The sequence below is a fragment of the Streptomyces sp. NPDC101776 genome, assembly GCF_044766845.1.
Taxonomy (GTDB): domain Bacteria; phylum Actinomycetota; class Actinomycetes; order Streptomycetales; family Streptomycetaceae; genus Streptomyces.
The window spans coordinates 28,644-42,661 of the sequence record NZ_JBIWMV010000022.1 but is presented as its reverse complement, the minus strand read 5'-3'; the positions used below and the strand labels follow the sequence as shown (position 1 = coordinate 42,661).

Annotated in this window: 12 protein-coding genes; 5 read left to right on the top strand and 7 right to left on the bottom strand. The window is 69.9% G+C overall.

Annotation, left to right across the window (positions count from 1 at the left end; genetic code table 11):
* Positions 1 to 10 precede the first annotated feature (10 nt).
* Genes alaS through ACIRRY_RS42600 form a run of 3 tightly spaced genes read right to left on the bottom strand, consistent with a single transcriptional unit; the run spans position 11 to position 3,496 of the window.
* Positions 11 to 2,683 carry an alanine--tRNA ligase gene (alaS, locus tag ACIRRY_RS42610; RefSeq protein WP_403984171.1) on the bottom strand — a complete coding sequence of 891 codons (2,673 nt, stop codon included), beginning with the start codon at positions 2,681 to 2,683 and terminating at the stop codon, positions 11 to 13.
* Positions 2,683 to 3,042, bottom strand: a complete 360-nt coding sequence (locus ACIRRY_RS42605) for a hypothetical protein (RefSeq protein ID WP_403984169.1) — start codon at positions 3,040 to 3,042, stop codon at positions 2,683 to 2,685. The genes alaS and ACIRRY_RS42605 overlap by 1 nt, the downstream gene beginning before the upstream one ends.
* 7 nt (positions 3,043 to 3,049) lie before the next feature.
* A complete protein-coding gene (locus ACIRRY_RS42600) occupies positions 3,050 to 3,496 on the bottom strand; it encodes a DUF948 domain-containing protein (protein WP_200686476.1) in 447 nt (148 codons plus the stop codon).
* A gap of 152 nt (positions 3,497 to 3,648) precedes the next feature.
* Between ACIRRY_RS42600 and ACIRRY_RS42595 the strand changes: the two genes are divergently transcribed.
* Positions 3,649 to 5,820, top strand: coding sequence for an ATP-binding protein (locus ACIRRY_RS42595; protein WP_403984167.1), 2,172 nt, complete (start codon positions 3,649 to 3,651; stop codon positions 5,818 to 5,820).
* 33 nt (positions 5,821 to 5,853) lie between these two features.
* Here ACIRRY_RS42595 and rpsD read toward each other — a convergent pair whose 3' ends face one another.
* The 3 genes from rpsD to ACIRRY_RS42580 all read right to left on the bottom strand — a co-directional run bounded on the left by rpsD (position 5,854) and on the right by ACIRRY_RS42580 (position 8,842).
* Positions 5,854 to 6,468 (bottom strand): 30S ribosomal protein S4, encoded by a 615-nt coding sequence (rpsD, locus tag ACIRRY_RS42590; protein WP_403984165.1) that lies wholly within the window; start codon positions 6,466 to 6,468, stop codon positions 5,854 to 5,856.
* 315 nt (positions 6,469 to 6,783) lie between these two features.
* A complete protein-coding gene (locus ACIRRY_RS42585; RefSeq protein ID WP_403984163.1) occupies positions 6,784 to 8,139 on the bottom strand; it encodes a replication-associated recombination protein A in 1,356 nt (451 codons plus the stop codon).
* Between the two features lie 46 nt (positions 8,140 to 8,185).
* Entirely contained in the window at positions 8,186 to 8,842 is a 657-nt protein-coding gene (locus ACIRRY_RS42580; protein ID WP_403984161.1) for a vitamin K epoxide reductase family protein, read from the bottom strand.
* Between the two features lie 142 nt (positions 8,843 to 8,984).
* On the opposite strand from ACIRRY_RS42580, the gene ACIRRY_RS42575 reads away from it, so the two are divergent.
* The 4 genes from ACIRRY_RS42575 to ACIRRY_RS42560 are packed head-to-tail and all read left to right on the top strand — an operon-like array spanning position 8,985 to position 12,533.
* Positions 8,985 to 9,851, top strand: coding sequence for an ABC transporter ATP-binding protein (locus tag ACIRRY_RS42575; protein ID WP_403984159.1), 867 nt, complete (start codon positions 8,985 to 8,987; stop codon positions 9,849 to 9,851).
* The gene (locus tag ACIRRY_RS42570; RefSeq protein WP_403984157.1) at positions 9,848 to 10,699 is read left to right on the top strand and encodes an ABC transporter permease; all 852 of its coding nucleotides are present in this window, start codon (positions 9,848 to 9,850) and stop codon (positions 10,697 to 10,699) included. Before ACIRRY_RS42575 ends, ACIRRY_RS42570 begins: the two co-directional genes overlap by 4 nt.
* Entirely contained in the window at positions 10,696 to 11,913 is a 1,218-nt protein-coding gene (locus tag ACIRRY_RS42565; protein WP_403984155.1) for a sensor histidine kinase, read from the top strand. The genes ACIRRY_RS42570 and ACIRRY_RS42565 overlap by 4 nt, the downstream gene beginning before the upstream one ends.
* The gene (locus ACIRRY_RS42560; protein WP_403984153.1) at positions 11,910 to 12,533 is read left to right on the top strand and encodes a response regulator; all 624 of its coding nucleotides are present in this window, start codon (positions 11,910 to 11,912) and stop codon (positions 12,531 to 12,533) included. Before ACIRRY_RS42565 ends, ACIRRY_RS42560 begins: the two co-directional genes overlap by 4 nt.
* 219 nt (positions 12,534 to 12,752) lie before the next feature.
* On the opposite strand, the gene hisS is transcribed toward ACIRRY_RS42560, so the two are convergent.
* Positions 12,753 to 14,015 carry a histidine--tRNA ligase gene (hisS, locus tag ACIRRY_RS42555; protein ID WP_403984151.1) on the bottom strand — a complete coding sequence of 421 codons (1,263 nt, stop codon included), beginning with the start codon at positions 14,013 to 14,015 and terminating at the stop codon, positions 12,753 to 12,755.
* Positions 14,016 to 14,018 lie beyond the last annotated feature (3 nt).

Genomic DNA, 14,018 nt, shown 5'->3' with positions numbered 1-14,018 from the left:
CGGCCGTTTCTTACTTGGCCGAGTCGGCGACAAGGCGCTCGACGGCGTCGACGGCGTCGCCGACGGCGGCCGGGTTCTGGCCACCGCCCTGGGCCACGTCCGGCTTGCCGCCACCGCCGCCGCCGAGGGTCTTGGCGGCGGCGCGCACCAGGTCACCGGCCTTGAGGCCGCGCTCGCGGGCGGCTTCGTTGGTGGCGATGACGGTGAGCGGCTTGCCGTTGTTGACCGTGAACAGGGCTACGACGGCGGCCCGTCCGCCCTGGATCCGGCCGCGCACGTCGAGAACCAGCCTGCGCAGGTCGTCCGGGGTCGTGCCGTCCGGGACCTGCCCGGTGACGACGGCGATCCCGTGCACGTCCTTGGCGGAGTCGACGAGACCGCCGGCGGCCTGGAGCACCTTCTCGGCGCGGAACTTCTCGATCTCCTTCTCGGCGTCCTTCAGCTTGCCGAGCATGGCGGAGACCTTCTCCGGAAGTTCCTCCGGGCGCCCCTTGATCAGCTCCTGGAGCTGGGCGACGACCGTGTGCTCACGGGCGAGGAAGTTGTAGGCGTCGACACCGACGAGCGCTTCGATACGACGGACTCCGGAGCCGATCGACGACTCGCCGAGCAGCTTCACCAGACCGAGCTGGGAGGTGTTGTGGACGTGGGTGCCGCCGCACAGCTCCTTGGAGAAGTCGCCGATGGTCACGACGCGGACCCGCTCGCCGTACTTCTCGCCGAACTCGGCGATGGCGCCCTGCTTCTTGGCCTCGTCGAGGCTGAGGATCTCGGCGTGCACGTCCAGGTCGCGGGCGAGCACCTCGTTGATCTTCTGCTCGACGTCGGTCATCACGGCGGTGGGAACCGCGGACGGCGAACCGAAGTCGAAGCGGAAGCGGCCCGGCTGGTTCTCGGAACCGGCCTGCGCGGCCGTCGGACCCAGCGCGTCACGCAGCGCCTGGTGGGTGAGGTGGGTGGCCGAGTGGGCGCGGGCGATGGCGGTACGGCGGCGGATGTCGATCGCGGCCTCGGCCTTGGCGCCGACGGTGACCTCGCCGTACTGGACGACGCCCTTGTGGACGTAGACGCCCGGGACCGGCTTCTGGCAGTCGCGGATCTCGATCACGGCACCGGACTCGACCTTGATCCGGCCGGTGTCGCCGATCTGGCCGCCGCCCTCGGCATAGAAGGGGGTGCGGTCGAGGACGATCTCGACCTCGTCGCCCTCGGTCGCGGCCGGGGAGGAGACGCCGTCGACGAGGATGCCGACGATGGTGGACTCGCCCTGGGTGTCCGCGTAGCCGATGAAGTCGGTCTCGCCGGCCTTGTCCGCGATCTCGCGGTAGGCGCCGACGCCGGCGTGCCCGGTCTTCTTCGCCTGGGCATCGGCCTTGGCCTGGTCGCGCTGCTGCTTCATCAGGCGCCGGAAGCCGTCCTCGTCCACGGAAAGGCCCTGTTCTGCGGCCATTTCGAGGGTGAGGTCGATCGGGAAGCCCCAGGTGTCGTGGAGCAGGAACGCCTTGTCGCCGGCGAGGACCTTGCCGCCGGACTCCTTGGTGTCGGAGATGGCCGTGTCGAGGATGTTGGTGCCGGCCTTCAGCGTCTTGACGAAGGCGGCCTCCTCGGCGAGGGCCACGGTCTCGATCCGCCGGCGGTCGGTGACCAGCTCCGGGTACTGCTGGCCCATCATCGCGATGACCGTGTCGATGAGCTCCTTGACGACCAGGCCGCTCGCGCCGAGCAGGCGCATGTTGCGGATGGCGCGGCGCATGATGCGGCGCAGGACGTAGCCGCGACCCTCGTTGCCGGGGCTCACGCCGTCGCCGATGAGCATCACGGACGTACGCATGTGGTCGGTGACCACGCGCAGCGAGACGTCCGAGTCGTGCGCGGCGCCGTACTCGACGCCGGTCAGCTCGGTGGCCTTCTTGATGACGGCCATCGAGGTGTCGATCTCGTACATGTTCTGCACGCCCTGCAGGATCATCGCGAGGCGCTCCAGGCCGAGGCCCGTGTCGATGTTCTTGCTGGGCAGCTCGCCGAGGATCTCGAAGTCCTCCTTGCCGATGCCCTCGCCGCGCTCGTACTGCATGAAGACCAGGTTCCAGATCTCCACGTACCGCTCGTCGTTGACGGCCGGGCCGCCCTCGACGCCGAACTCGGGGCCGCGGTCGTAGTTGATCTCGGAGCACGGGCCGCAGGGTCCGGGGACGCCCATCGACCAGTAGTTGTCCTTCTTGCCGAGGCGTTGGATGCGCTCGGACGGGACGCCGATCTTGTCGCGCCAGATCGTCTCGGCCTCGTCGTCGTCAAGGTAGACCGTGATCCACAGCCGCTCGGGGTCGAGGCCGTAACCACCCTTGTCCTGGGGCGAGGTGAGCAGCTCCCAGGCGTAGGTGATGGCGCCTTCCTTGAAGTAGTCGCCGAAGGAGAAGTTGCCGCACATCTGGAAGAACGTGCCGTGCCGGGTGGTCTTGCCGACCTCTTCGATGTCGGGCGTGCGCACGCACTTCTGCACGCTGGTGGCGCGCGGCCACGGCGGCTTGACCTCGCCGAGGAAGTACGGCTTGAAGGGGACCATGCCGGCGGGGACCAGGAGCAGAGTCGGGTCGTCCGCGATGAGCGACGCCGAGGGAACGACAGTGTGGCCGCGCTCCTCGTAGAAGCTCAGCCAGCGGCGGCGGATTTCAGCCGACTCCATCAGTGGTCCTCATTCCGGTTGTACGAGTACGTCGTCCTGTCGCTTCTTTCGACAGAGCTGGGGGTGTCGCGGTTCTCGATGGCCATGTACTGCCGGGCGCCGGGGAGTTCGGGGTCGACCGGGGCGTTGATCCCCAGCGCGTCGCCGAGTTCGGCCTCGCGCTGGGCCATGCCCGCGCGGACGTCGAGCGCGAAGTGCACCGCGCTGTCCTTGAGCCGGTGGCCCGCTTCGAGCGCCTTGTTGGCCGCGACCGCGGCGAGGTGCTCGGGGGTCAGCTGCTTCAGCTTGCGATTGACCTTGGTGGTCGCCCAGACACCGGCGGCTACGCCCGTGCCGAACCAGAACGTACGGCGGAACATCGCTCGGTCAGTCCTTCTTCCGGGTGCGCTTGCCCCGCCGTCCGGCCGGGACGGTACGGCCCACGATCACCGTACGACGGGACGCCCCGGACGGCGCGGGCACGTCCTCGCGGCGGCCGCCCAGGGCCCGGCGGACGCCGTAGCCGAAGGCCGCGACCTTCACGAGGGGGCCGCCGAAGGTGGAGGCGACGGTGGTGGACAGTGCGGAGGCGTTCGAGGTGACCTCCTGGACGTCGGAGGCGATCGCGTCGACCCGGTCGATCTGGGTCTGCGCGGAGCGCACCGCCGAGGAGGCGTCGGCCAGCAGCGGCACGGCCTGGTCGGTCACGTCCGCGACCAGCTTGGTGGTCGCCTTGAGCGTCTGGGCCAGCCTCACCAGTGCGACGGCGAGGAACGAGACCAGGATCGCCCAGAAGACGGCCACCAGGATCCCGGCCACCTCTCCACCGGACACCTGACACCCGCTCTCATGAACACCTGTTGATGACTCCTGCCGAGCCTATCGCGCCGGGGGCGGCGGTCCGTACCGCATTGGCGCCCCGCGCACGGTGGAGTTGCGCGAAGCGATTGTACGGACTGAATACGGTTCAGTACGCTCCGTGTTCCATGCGAGCTTCCCATCGCGGCGGCGCCACCGCGCACGGCAATCTGCCCCTCGAACCCGACCGGTTCGTGGGCCGCTCGGCCGAACTCACCGAACTGGCGCGGGCACTCGACGCCTCGCGCCTGGTCACGGTGACCGGGCCCGGCGGGGTCGGCAAGTCCCGGCTCGCGGCCCACGCGGCGGCCCGGTCCACGCTCCCGGACGGGGTGTGGCGGGTGGAGCTGGCGCCGGTGCGCGACCCGGAACTCGTGGACTTCGCCGTCGTAGAGGCGCTGGGACTGACGGATCACACCGCGCGGTTACCGCGCGAGGCGTTGCTCGCGCATCTGGCGGAGCGTCAACTGCTGTTGGTGCTCGACGGGTTCGAGCATTTGGTGGAGGTGTGTGCCTCGTTGGTGGCCGAGTTGCTCGGGCGGGTGCCGGGGTTGCGGGTGCTCGCGGTGGGGCGGCGGCCGTTGGAGCTGGCGGGTGAACGGGTCGTCGCGGTGGCGCCGTTGGGCGAGGACGAGGCGGTGGAGCTGTTCGCCGACCGGGCCGCGCAGCAAGGAGTCGTCCTCGGGGAGGACGATCCGGACGTACGGGAGTTGTGCCGGCGGCTCGACGGGATTCCGCTCGCCGTCGAACTGGCGGCGGGGCGGCTGCGGGCCTTGTCTCCCGGGGAGTTGCTGGCGCGGTTCGACGACCGGTTCCGGCTGCTGGCCGGTGGGCGCCGGGACGCGTTGCCCCGGCATCAGACGCTGCGGACGGCGATCGGCTGGAGCCATGAACTGTGCACGCCCGAGGAGCGGTTGCTGTGGGCGCGGCTCTCGGTGTTCGCCGGGCGCTTCGACCTGGAGGCCGCCGAGTACGTGTGCGGCGGCGACGGACTGCACTCGGACGACGTCCTCGACGTGCTGTCCGAACTGCTCGCGCAGTCCGTGGTCGTCCGCGAGGAGACACCGACGGGCGTGCGCTACCGGATGCTCGACACGATCCGGGCCTACGGCGCCGACTGGCTGGAGGCGGCCGGGGACGCGGCCCGGCTGCGGCGCCGGCACCGCGACTGGTATCTGGGGCTTGCCACTTGGTGCGAGCTGGACTGGTTCTCGCCGCGCCAGGGTGAGGTCGCCGCGCGCGTGGAGGCGGAGCTGCCGAATCTGCGCGGCGCCCTGGAGTACTGCCTGACCGAGCCGGACGAGACGCATCTGGGCCAGTACCTGGCGGGCTCCCTGTGGTTCTACTGGGCGGGCTGCGGGCGCCTCGCGGAGGGCCGGCACTGGCTGGAGCAGGCCGTGCAGCTGGACGCCGAGGACACGGCCAACGACCAGTCGCGGCTCAAGGCCCTGTGGGTGCTCGGCTATGTGGCGATCCTCCAGGGCGACACCGTGCCCGCGCTGGCCGCGCTCCAGGAGTGCCGCGAGGAGGCCGACCACGCGGCGAACCTCACGGCGGTCGCGTACGCCGAACACCGCACCGGCTGCCTGGCGTTGGTCACGGACGACATGCCGCGCGCGGAGGCCCTGCTGCGCTCGGCGCTCGCCCGCTATCAGCAGATCGGCGAGCTGAACAGCAATGTGCTGATGGGCCAGGTCGAGCTGGCGATGACGCGGGCGTTCCAGGGCGATCTGGCGGACGCGGTGAAGCTGTGCGAGGACGTCCGGCGGGTGTGCGAGGACCACGGCGAGCGGTGGACCCGGGCGTACGCGCTGTACGTCCTGGCCTACGTCGCCTGGAGCGAGGGCGAACTCCCGCTCGCGCGCGACCTGTTGGCGGACTGCCTGGGCAGCGCGCACGGCTTCCGCGATCTGCTGGGCTCGGTGCTCGCGGTCGAACTGCTGGCCCTCGTCACGGCGTCGGAGGGCGACGTCGCCGAGGCCGCGCTGTTGCAGGGCGCGGCGGGCGGGATGTGGCCGTCGGTGGGTCTGCCGCTGTTCGGTTCGGCGTACTACAACGCGCCGCACGAGTTGTGCGAGGCGATGGCCCGCGAGCGGCTGGGCGACGAGCGGTACGCGGAGTGCGTACGGGACGGAGCGCGGCTCGGCCAGGAGGCCACCGTGGCGCGGGCGTTGGGACAGCGACGGCCCCTCGGCGCCGTACCGCTGCCACGCGGGCCCGTACGGCATGCACCCCTGGGCGTGGACATGCGAAAACCCGCCGCCTCGCCCACCCGGAAGGGCGGGGAGACGGCGGGCTGACGTGATGCGGGTGGTGCTACGTCCGTGAGGTGATCAGCGGGCGTAGTACTCGACGACGAGCTGCTCGTCGCAGATCACCGGGATCTCCTTGCGGTTCGGCTCGCGGTCCAGGCGGAACGCCAGGGCGCCGAGGTTCACCTGGAGGTAGCGCGGGATCTCGCCGTCGGGGGCGAAGCCACCGGCGCGGGAGACCTCGAACAGCGTCTTGGCGCGGCTGCGCTCGCGGACCATGACGACGTCTTCGGGCTTGACGCGGAAGGACGGCTTGTCGACCTTCTGGCCGTTGACCTCGATGTGGCCGTGCACGACCATCTGGCGGGCCTGGTAGATCGTGCGGGCGATGCCCGAACGAAGGACCAGCGCGTCGAGACGACGCTCCAGCTCGATGATCAGGGCCTCACCGGTCTTGCCCTGGACCTTGGAGGCACGCTCGTAGGCGCGGACGAGCTGGCGCTCGGACACGTCGTACTGCGCGCGCAGACGCTGCTTCTCCAGCAGACGGACCTTGTAGTCCGAGTTCTGCTTGCGGCCACGACCGTGCTCACCCGGCGGGTAGGGACGGGCCTCGAAGTACTTGACGGCCTTCGGGGTCAACGCGATGCCGAGGGCACGCGACTTCTTGACCTTGGGGCGGGACTGATTCGCCACGATGTCTCTTTCCTGGTTATCGGCTTGTCAGGGTGGTGAGAGAGGTCGCATCCGCAGCCGGGGAGACCCGCCGAGTCCCTTGCGGGACCGTGGTGGGCAGCCGCTCCCCTGATCTGGGCACTACGTGCAGCACGCGAGTGGCCCACCGACCGGTCCCGCCTTGCGACGGATGGTGGTGGGCTGCCCGCGACACCATTCGAACGGTGCGCGACGCTCCTGGAGCCGGTCCGAAAACTGGGTTCTCCGACTGGCTCCGGCTGACCGTCCCGTTCTGACAGCACGGGACACAGCACTGCGAGGGATTCTACAGGCTGCTCAGGACCGCTTACGACCAAGGTGTTTCCGGGTCCACTCCACGGCGTCCGCGTACCGCGCCTCGGCCCCGTGCCGGGTCGGCTCGTAGTACTCGCGGTCCTTCAGTTCCTCCGGGGCGTACCGCTGCTCGGCGATCCCCTCGGGCAGATCGTGCGGATAGACGTACCCCTGGGCATGCCCGAGCTTGGCCGCGCCCTTGTAGTGCCCGTCCCGCAGATGCATCGGCACCGGGCCCGCGTGCCCCTTGCGCACGTCCTCCATGGCGGCGCCGATCGCCGTGGTCGCCGCGTTCGACTTGGGCGCCAGAGCGAGGGCGATGGTGGCGTGGCTGAGGGTGAGCGCGGCCTCCGGGAAGCCGATCATCGCCACGGCCTGGGCGGCGGCGACCGCGATCGGCAGCGCGTTCGGATCGGCGAGGCCGATGTCCTCGCTCGCGGAGATCATCAGGCGGCGGGCGATGAAGCGGGGGTCCTCGCCGGCGTCGATCATGCGGGCCAGGTAGTGCAGGGCCGCGTCGACGTCCGAGCCCCGGATGGACTTGATGAGGGCGCTGGCCACGTCGTAGTGCTGGTCGCCGTCACGGTCGTACGTCACGGCGGCCCGGTCGACCGTCTCCTCCAGGGTCTGGAGGGTGATGTCCGGCTCGCCCTTGTCGAGGGCGGCCCCGGCCGCGGCCTCCAGGGCGGTCAGCGCGCGGCGGGCGTCGCCGCCGGCGATGCGCAGCAGGTGGTTCTCGCTGTCCTCGGGGAGGGTGACCGCGCCCCTGAGCCCGCGCTCGTCGGACAGTGCCCGGCGCAGCAGGGCGCGCAGGTCGTCGTCCGTGAGGGGTTCGAGGGTGAGGAGGAGGGAGCGGGACAGGAGCGGGGAGATCACCGAGAAGTACGGGTTCTCCGTGGTCGCCGCGATCAGGGTGATCCAGCGGTTCTCCACGGCCGGGAGCAGGGAGTCCTGCTGGGCCTTGCTGAAGCGGTGGATCTCGTCGAGGAAGAGGACGGTCTCCTTGCCGAAGCCCCCGGTGGCGCGACGCGCGCCCTCGATGACCGCACGGACCTCCTTGACACCCGCGGTGATCGCGGACAGCTCCACGAACCGCTTGTCGGTGGCCTTGGAGACGACGTACGCGAGGGTCGTCTTACCGGTGCCGGGCGGCCCCCAGAGAATCACCGAGGACGCTCCGGCCGGGCCGCCCGCCCCCTCGCCGACCAGTCGGCGCAGGGGGGAGCCGGGCTTCAGCAGATGCTGCTGGCCCACGACCTCGTCGAGGGTGCGCGGGCGCATCCGTACCGCCAGGGGACTGCTGGACGGGTCCTTCTCCTGGCGTTCTTCGGCTGCGGCGGTGAAAAGGTCGGGCTCCACGTCCAAAACCCTATGTCACCGCACTGACAATCCAGTCGGGGCGGGATTACGCCCAGAGCTGGGTGCCCCAGCGGGTCAGGATCAGCATGGCGATGATGCCGACGTGGGTGACCGGGAGGACCCAGGTGAACTCGGTCAGGAAGTTCTTGACCGGGCGCGGGACCTTCAGGAAGTCGTTGCGCATGTTGAACGAGGTGACGTACCAGAACATGGTGATCGTGGCGACCCAGGCCAGTGAGCACCACAGGCACAGCGCGTTGATCCGGTACAGCGACTGGAACTGGAGCCAGGTGCAGAAGGCCACTCCGAAGAGTGTGCCGACGTTGAAGGTCAGCCAGTACCAGCGGGGGAACTGGACCCGGGTCAGCAGGCTGATGCCGACGCAGATCACGATGCCGTAGGCGACCAGGCCGAGCATCGGGTTCGGGAAGCCGAAGGCGGCCGCCTGCTTGCTCTCCATGACGCTGCCGCAGGACACGATCGGGTTGATGCTGCAGCTCGGGGTGAACGTCTTGCCCGCGAGCTTGCCCTCAAGGATCTTGAACTTGTCGATCGTGATGACCCACGCGGCGAGCAGTCCGGCCGCTCCGGTGATCACCAGCAGCACGGCGAAGGCGCGGCTGCTGCCCACCGTGCGCGGTTCCGCCGCCGTGTGCTCCGGCTCGGAGTCGGTGGAGACGTCCTTCACTGTCGTCTTGCTCATCACGCCGATCCGTCACTTGAGAGTTGGACCTTCTTCGGGCAGGGCCATTGTGCCGCACGCACCCGCCTGTCCACCGTTCGGTGGACATAAGGAAGTACGCACGGTCGTCCCTGAGCGCTCGATTCCGGACGATGCTCGTGGCATGACAACACAGGCGAACGAACTCGCAGTGGATGTGCGAGGGCTGCGCAAGCAGTACGGGGACGTGACCGCCGTGGACGGAATCGACCTCGAAATCCGTACGGGAGAGGTGTTCGGGCTGCTCGGACCCAATGGGGCGGGCAAGAGCACCACGGTCGAGATCCTCCAGGGCAACCGCGGCCGGGACGCCGGCGAGGTGTCGGTGCTCGGGTCGGACCCGGCGACGGGCACACGCGCGTGGCGTTCACGGGTCGGCATCGTCTGGCAGGACGAATCGGCACCCGCGGAGTTGACGGTCGGCGAGACCGTACGGCATTTCGCCCGCTACTACCCCCGGCCGCGCGACCCGGAGGAGGTCATCGGCCTGGTGGGGCTCGAAGCCAAGGTGGACAGCCGGATCAAGGCGCTCTCGGGCGGCCAGCGCCGGCGTCTCGACGTGGCCCTGGGGGTGATCGGCGGCCCGGAACTCCTGCTCCTGGACGAGCCGACGACCGGTTTCGACCCGGCGGCCCGGCGCCAGTTCTGGGACCTGATCCGCAAGCTCGCCGACGAGGGCACGACCATCCTCCTCACGACGCACTACCTGGAGGAGGCGGAGAACCTCGCCGACCGCCTCGCCATCGTCGCCAAGGGCCACGTGGTAGCCGAGGGCGAACCGGCCGCGCTGCGCGAGCGCCACGGCACCGGAGCCACCGTCGAGTGGACCGAGCCCGACGGCACCCCGCGCGCGGAGCACACCGACACTCCCACCAAGGTCGTAGCCGAGCTCATGCATCGCTTCGACGGCGAGATCCCCGGGCTGCTGGTGAACCGCCCCACCCTGGAGGACGTCTACCTCCGGCTGACCGGACAGGAGGACGCCCGATGAGCACGACGACGACGGCCGTACGGACCCGGACACGGGCCTCCCAGGAACGGCTGCCCAGCGCCTGGGGGCTCGGTCTCCAGCGAGGCGTGCTGGAACTCAAGCAGTTCTTCCGCCAGCGCGACCAGGTGGTGTTCACCTTCGCCTTCCCGGTCGTCTTCCTGTTCCTGTTCGCGTCGATCTTCAAGGACGACGTCCGGGGCGCGGGCGTCAACGCCTCCCAGCTCTACGTCCCGGCCATGATGGCCGCCGGCATCATGTCGACGAGTTTCCAGTCCCTCGGCATCTCGATCGCGATCGAACGCGACGAGAAGGTGCTGCGCCGGCTGCGCGGAACACCGATGCCGCCGGCCGCGTACTTCCTCGGCAAGATCTGGCTGGTTCTGGTCACCGGCCTGATGGAGACGGCGATCCTGCTCCTGGTCGGCACCACCCTCTACGACGTGGATCTGCCCTCGTCGGCGGTGAAGTGGCTGGACTTCGGGTGGATCTTCGTGCTCGGTCTGACGGCCTGTGCCCTGCTCGGCATCGCGGTCAGCTCGGTCCCGAAGTCCGGCAAGAGCGCGACCTCCGTGGTCGTCCTGCCCTTCCTGGTCCTGCAGTTCATCTCCGGGGTGTACATCTCCATCGACACGATCCCGGACTGGATGCTCAACATCGGGGCCCTGTTCCCGCTGAAGTGGATGTGCCAGGGGCTGCGCGGGGTGTTCCTGCCCTCGTCGGCGCAGGTGCTGGAGCAGGCCGGGAGCTGGGAGTTCGGGAAGATCGCGCTGGTGCTCGGGGCGTGGTGCGTCGGAGGATTGCTGCTGTGCCTGCTGACCTTCCGGTGGAAGAACCGGCGCGACGGATGACCTCCCCGCACGGACCGTCGGGCTCGTACACCTGGGACCGCTCCTTCCGGCTCTGGGACACGTACTTCGCCCTGATCTGGCTGGCCACCCTGGTGTTCGTGCTCGGCACGGACGAGCCGGGGTGGCCGGTGCGGGTGGTGGCGGCCGGACTGCTCGCCCCCCTCGTCCCGCTCTACGTCTGGGTGGGACGCCCGGTGCTCCAGGGCGATCCACCGGACGAGCACCGGGCCATCGGCTACCTCGTGGCGCAGATGGCGCTGTTCCTGCCCTCCGCGGTGCTGGTCGGCGAGACCCGGCTGATGGGCTTCGCGCTGGTCCCGCCGTGCTTCATGGTGCTGCGGCTGCGCTGGGCGCTGATCGCGGTGACCGTGATCAACATCGCGCCGGTGATCGGCTGGGCGCTGCTGTGGTGGCCCAGCGCCCAGGACGTGTTCTTCAACTCGGTGTTCGCGCTGGTGACCCTGGTCTTCTCGATGGCGCTGGGCACCTGGATCATCCGCGTCATCGAACAGAGCCAGGAGCGCGCCGAGTTGATCGCCGAACTGGACGCGAGCCGCCACGAGGTCTCCCGCCTGTCCTCGGCCCACGGTGCCCTCGCCGAGCGGGAACGCATGGCCCGCGAGATCCACGACACCCTCGCCCAGGGCTTCACCAGCCTGCTGATGCTGGTCCAGGCGGTGGAGGCCGAGCTGGACGACGACCTCCCGCAGGCCCGCCGCCATCTCGCCCTGATGGACGAGACCGCCCGGCAGAACCTCGCCGAGGCCCGCGCCCTGGTCACCGGCGGCACACCGGCCGACCTGGAGGGCGCCTCGCTCCAGGACGCGCTGCGCCGGCTCGCCGCCCGCCATGACGCGACACTCCAAGTCAGCGGCCCGGTACGCGCGTTGCCCGCCGGGCCCGAGGTGGTGGCCCTGCGCTCCTGCCAGGAGGCCCTCGCCAACGCCCGCAAACACGCGGGGAGTTCGGCGACGGTGAGCCTCGCGCTGACGTACGCCGACGAGACGCTGACCGTGTCCGTACGGGACGACGGGTGCGGGTTCGATCCCGGTGCGGTGTACGGCGGTTACGGTCTGGCGGGACTGCGGACCCGGGCGGCGGAGGTGGGCGGGACGGCGGTGGTGCGCAGCGCGCCGGGTGCGGGAACGACGGTGACGGTCCGGCTCCCGGTGTCGCCGACATCGCCCGTATCACCCGTGAGGAGTCCCCGATGATCCGGATCGTCCTGGCCGACGACCACCCCGTCGTACGCGAGGGCCTGCGCGCCATGCTCAGCGCCGAACCGGACCTCGACGTCGTCGCCGACGCGTCCAGCGGACCGCAGGCGGAGGCACTGGCCGCTGAACTCCGGCCCGACATCGTACTGATGGACCTGCGCATGCCGGGCGGCGGAGGCGTCGACTCCATCGTGCGGATGAGCGCGGCCGGGCTGCCGTGCCGGGTGATCGTCCTCACGACGTACGAGACCGACCGGGACATCCTGCGGGCGGTGGAGGCGGGGGCGGCCGGCTATTTGCTGAAGGATCTGCCGCGGGGCGAACTGGCGAACGCGGTACGGGCCGCCGCGCGGGGCGAGACCGTGTTGGCGCCTTCGGTGGCAGCGCGGTTGGTCGACCAGTTGCGGACCAAGCCGGAGCGGCCGCGGTTGTCCGCGCGGGAGATCGCGGTGTTGCGGTTGGTGGCGGAGGGGTGCACCAACGCGGAGATCGGGCGGCGGTTGTACATCGGGGAGTCGACTGTGAAGACTCATCTGCTGCGGGTGTTCGGGAAGTTGGGGGTGGACGACCGGACGGCGGCGGTGACGAGTGCGATGCGGTACGGGTTGCTGGACTGAGGATTCTTCGCCCCCGCCGCCCCTACCCGTCCCTGGGGGCTGCCGCCCCCAGACCCCCGCTTCGGCCTGAACGGCCTCGTCCTCAAACGCCGGACGGGCTGAAAATCCGGCCCGGCCGGCGACAACTCAGCCCCTCCGGCGTTTGAGGAGCGGGGCCTGGGGCGGAGCCCCAGAAGGATGGGACGGGTAGGGGCGGCGGGGGCGAAAGAAACCCCGTCCTCAGCCGAGCTTCGACTCCAGCTCCGCCACGATCTCGTTCACCCCGACCGCCGACTGTTCCCCGGACTCCATGTCCTTCAACTGCACGACCCCGTCGGCGAGATCCCGCTCGCCGGCGACGATCGTGTAGCGGGCCCCACTGCGGTTGGCGCTCTTCATCGCGCCCTTGAGTCCCTTGGAGCCGTAGGAGAAGTCCGCCGCGATGCCCAGCTTGCGGAGTTCGGTGACCTTGGTGAAGAGGACGCGGCGGGCCTCCTCGCCGAGCGGGACGGCGAACACGCTGGTGGACGCGGGGAGTTGGAGTTCGACGCCCTCCGCCTCCAGGGCGAGGACCGTACGGTCGACGCCCAACGCCCAGCCCACGGAGGGCAGCGCGGGACCGCCGATCATCTCGGAGAGGCCGTCGTAGCGACCGCCGCCGCCCACCGCGGACTGGGAGCCCAGACCGTCGTGGACGAACTCGAAGGTCGTACGGGTGTAGTAGTCCAGGCCGCGGACCAGCTTCGGATCGTCCTCGAAGGAGACACCCGCGGCCGTGATCAGTTCGCGGACCTCCTCGTGGTACTCCTTGCACGCGTCGCACAGGTAGTCGCGCAGCAGCGGCGCGTCCGTCAACTGCTTCTGGACATCCGGGCGTTTGTCGTCGAGGACCCGGAGCGGGTTGATGTCCGCGCGGCGGAGCGTCTCCTCGTCGAGGTCGAGGCCACGGAGGAAGTCCTGGAGCGCGGCCCGGTACACCGGACGGCACTCCTTGTCGCCCAGGCTGTTGAGGAGGATGCGGAAGTCGCGCAGGCCCAGGGAGCGGTACGCCTGGTCCGCCAGGATGATCAACTCGGCGTCCAGCGCCGGGTCTTCGGCACCGATCGCTTCGGCGCCGACCTGGGAGAAGTGGCGGTAACGGCCCTTCTGGGGGCGCTCGTAGCGGTAGTAGGAGCCCGAGTACCAGAGCTTGACGGGGAGGTTGCCCAGCTTGTGCAGGTTGGCCTCAAGTGTCGCGCGCAGTACGGAGGCCGTGCCTTCGGGGCGCAGGGCGAGCTGGTCGCCGCCCTTGGTCTCGAAGGCGTACATCTCCTTGGTCACGATGTCGGTGGACTCACCGACACCGCGCGCGAACAGCTCGACGTTCTCGAAGCCGGGCGTCTCGATGTAGCCGTAGCCGGAGTTGCGCAGCGGGGTCGCGATCGCCTCGCGCACGGCGAGGTACTTGGCCGACTCCGGCGGAATCAGGTCGTACGTGCCCTTGGGGGCCTGAAAGGTGCTCACGAA

What these genes read in the sequence shown, in the direction of transcription:
- ACIRRY_RS42570 (WP_403984157.1), top strand. Translation starts at nt 9,848, where the DNA reads ATGAGCACGACGACGACGGCCGTACGGACCCGGACACGGGCCTCCCAG.
- alaS (WP_403984171.1), bottom strand. Translation starts at nt 2,683, where the DNA reads ATGGAGTCGGCTGAAATCCGCCGCCGCTGGCTGAGCTTCTACGAGGAG.
- ACIRRY_RS42560 (WP_403984153.1), top strand. Translation starts at nt 11,910, where the DNA reads ATGATCCGGATCGTCCTGGCCGACGACCACCCCGTCGTACGCGAGGGC.
- ACIRRY_RS42605 (WP_403984169.1), bottom strand. Translation starts at nt 3,042, where the DNA reads ATGTTCCGCCGTACGTTCTGGTTCGGCACGGGCGTAGCCGCCGGTGTC.
- ACIRRY_RS42595 (WP_403984167.1), top strand. Translation starts at nt 3,649, where the DNA reads ATGCGAGCTTCCCATCGCGGCGGCGCCACCGCGCACGGCAATCTGCCC.
- ACIRRY_RS42565 (WP_403984155.1), top strand. Translation starts at nt 10,696, where the DNA reads ATGACCTCCCCGCACGGACCGTCGGGCTCGTACACCTGGGACCGCTCC.
- ACIRRY_RS42580 (WP_403984161.1), bottom strand. Translation starts at nt 8,842, where the DNA reads ATGAGCAAGACGACAGTGAAGGACGTCTCCACCGACTCCGAGCCGGAG.
- ACIRRY_RS42575 (WP_403984159.1), top strand. Translation starts at nt 8,985, where the DNA reads ATGACAACACAGGCGAACGAACTCGCAGTGGATGTGCGAGGGCTGCGC.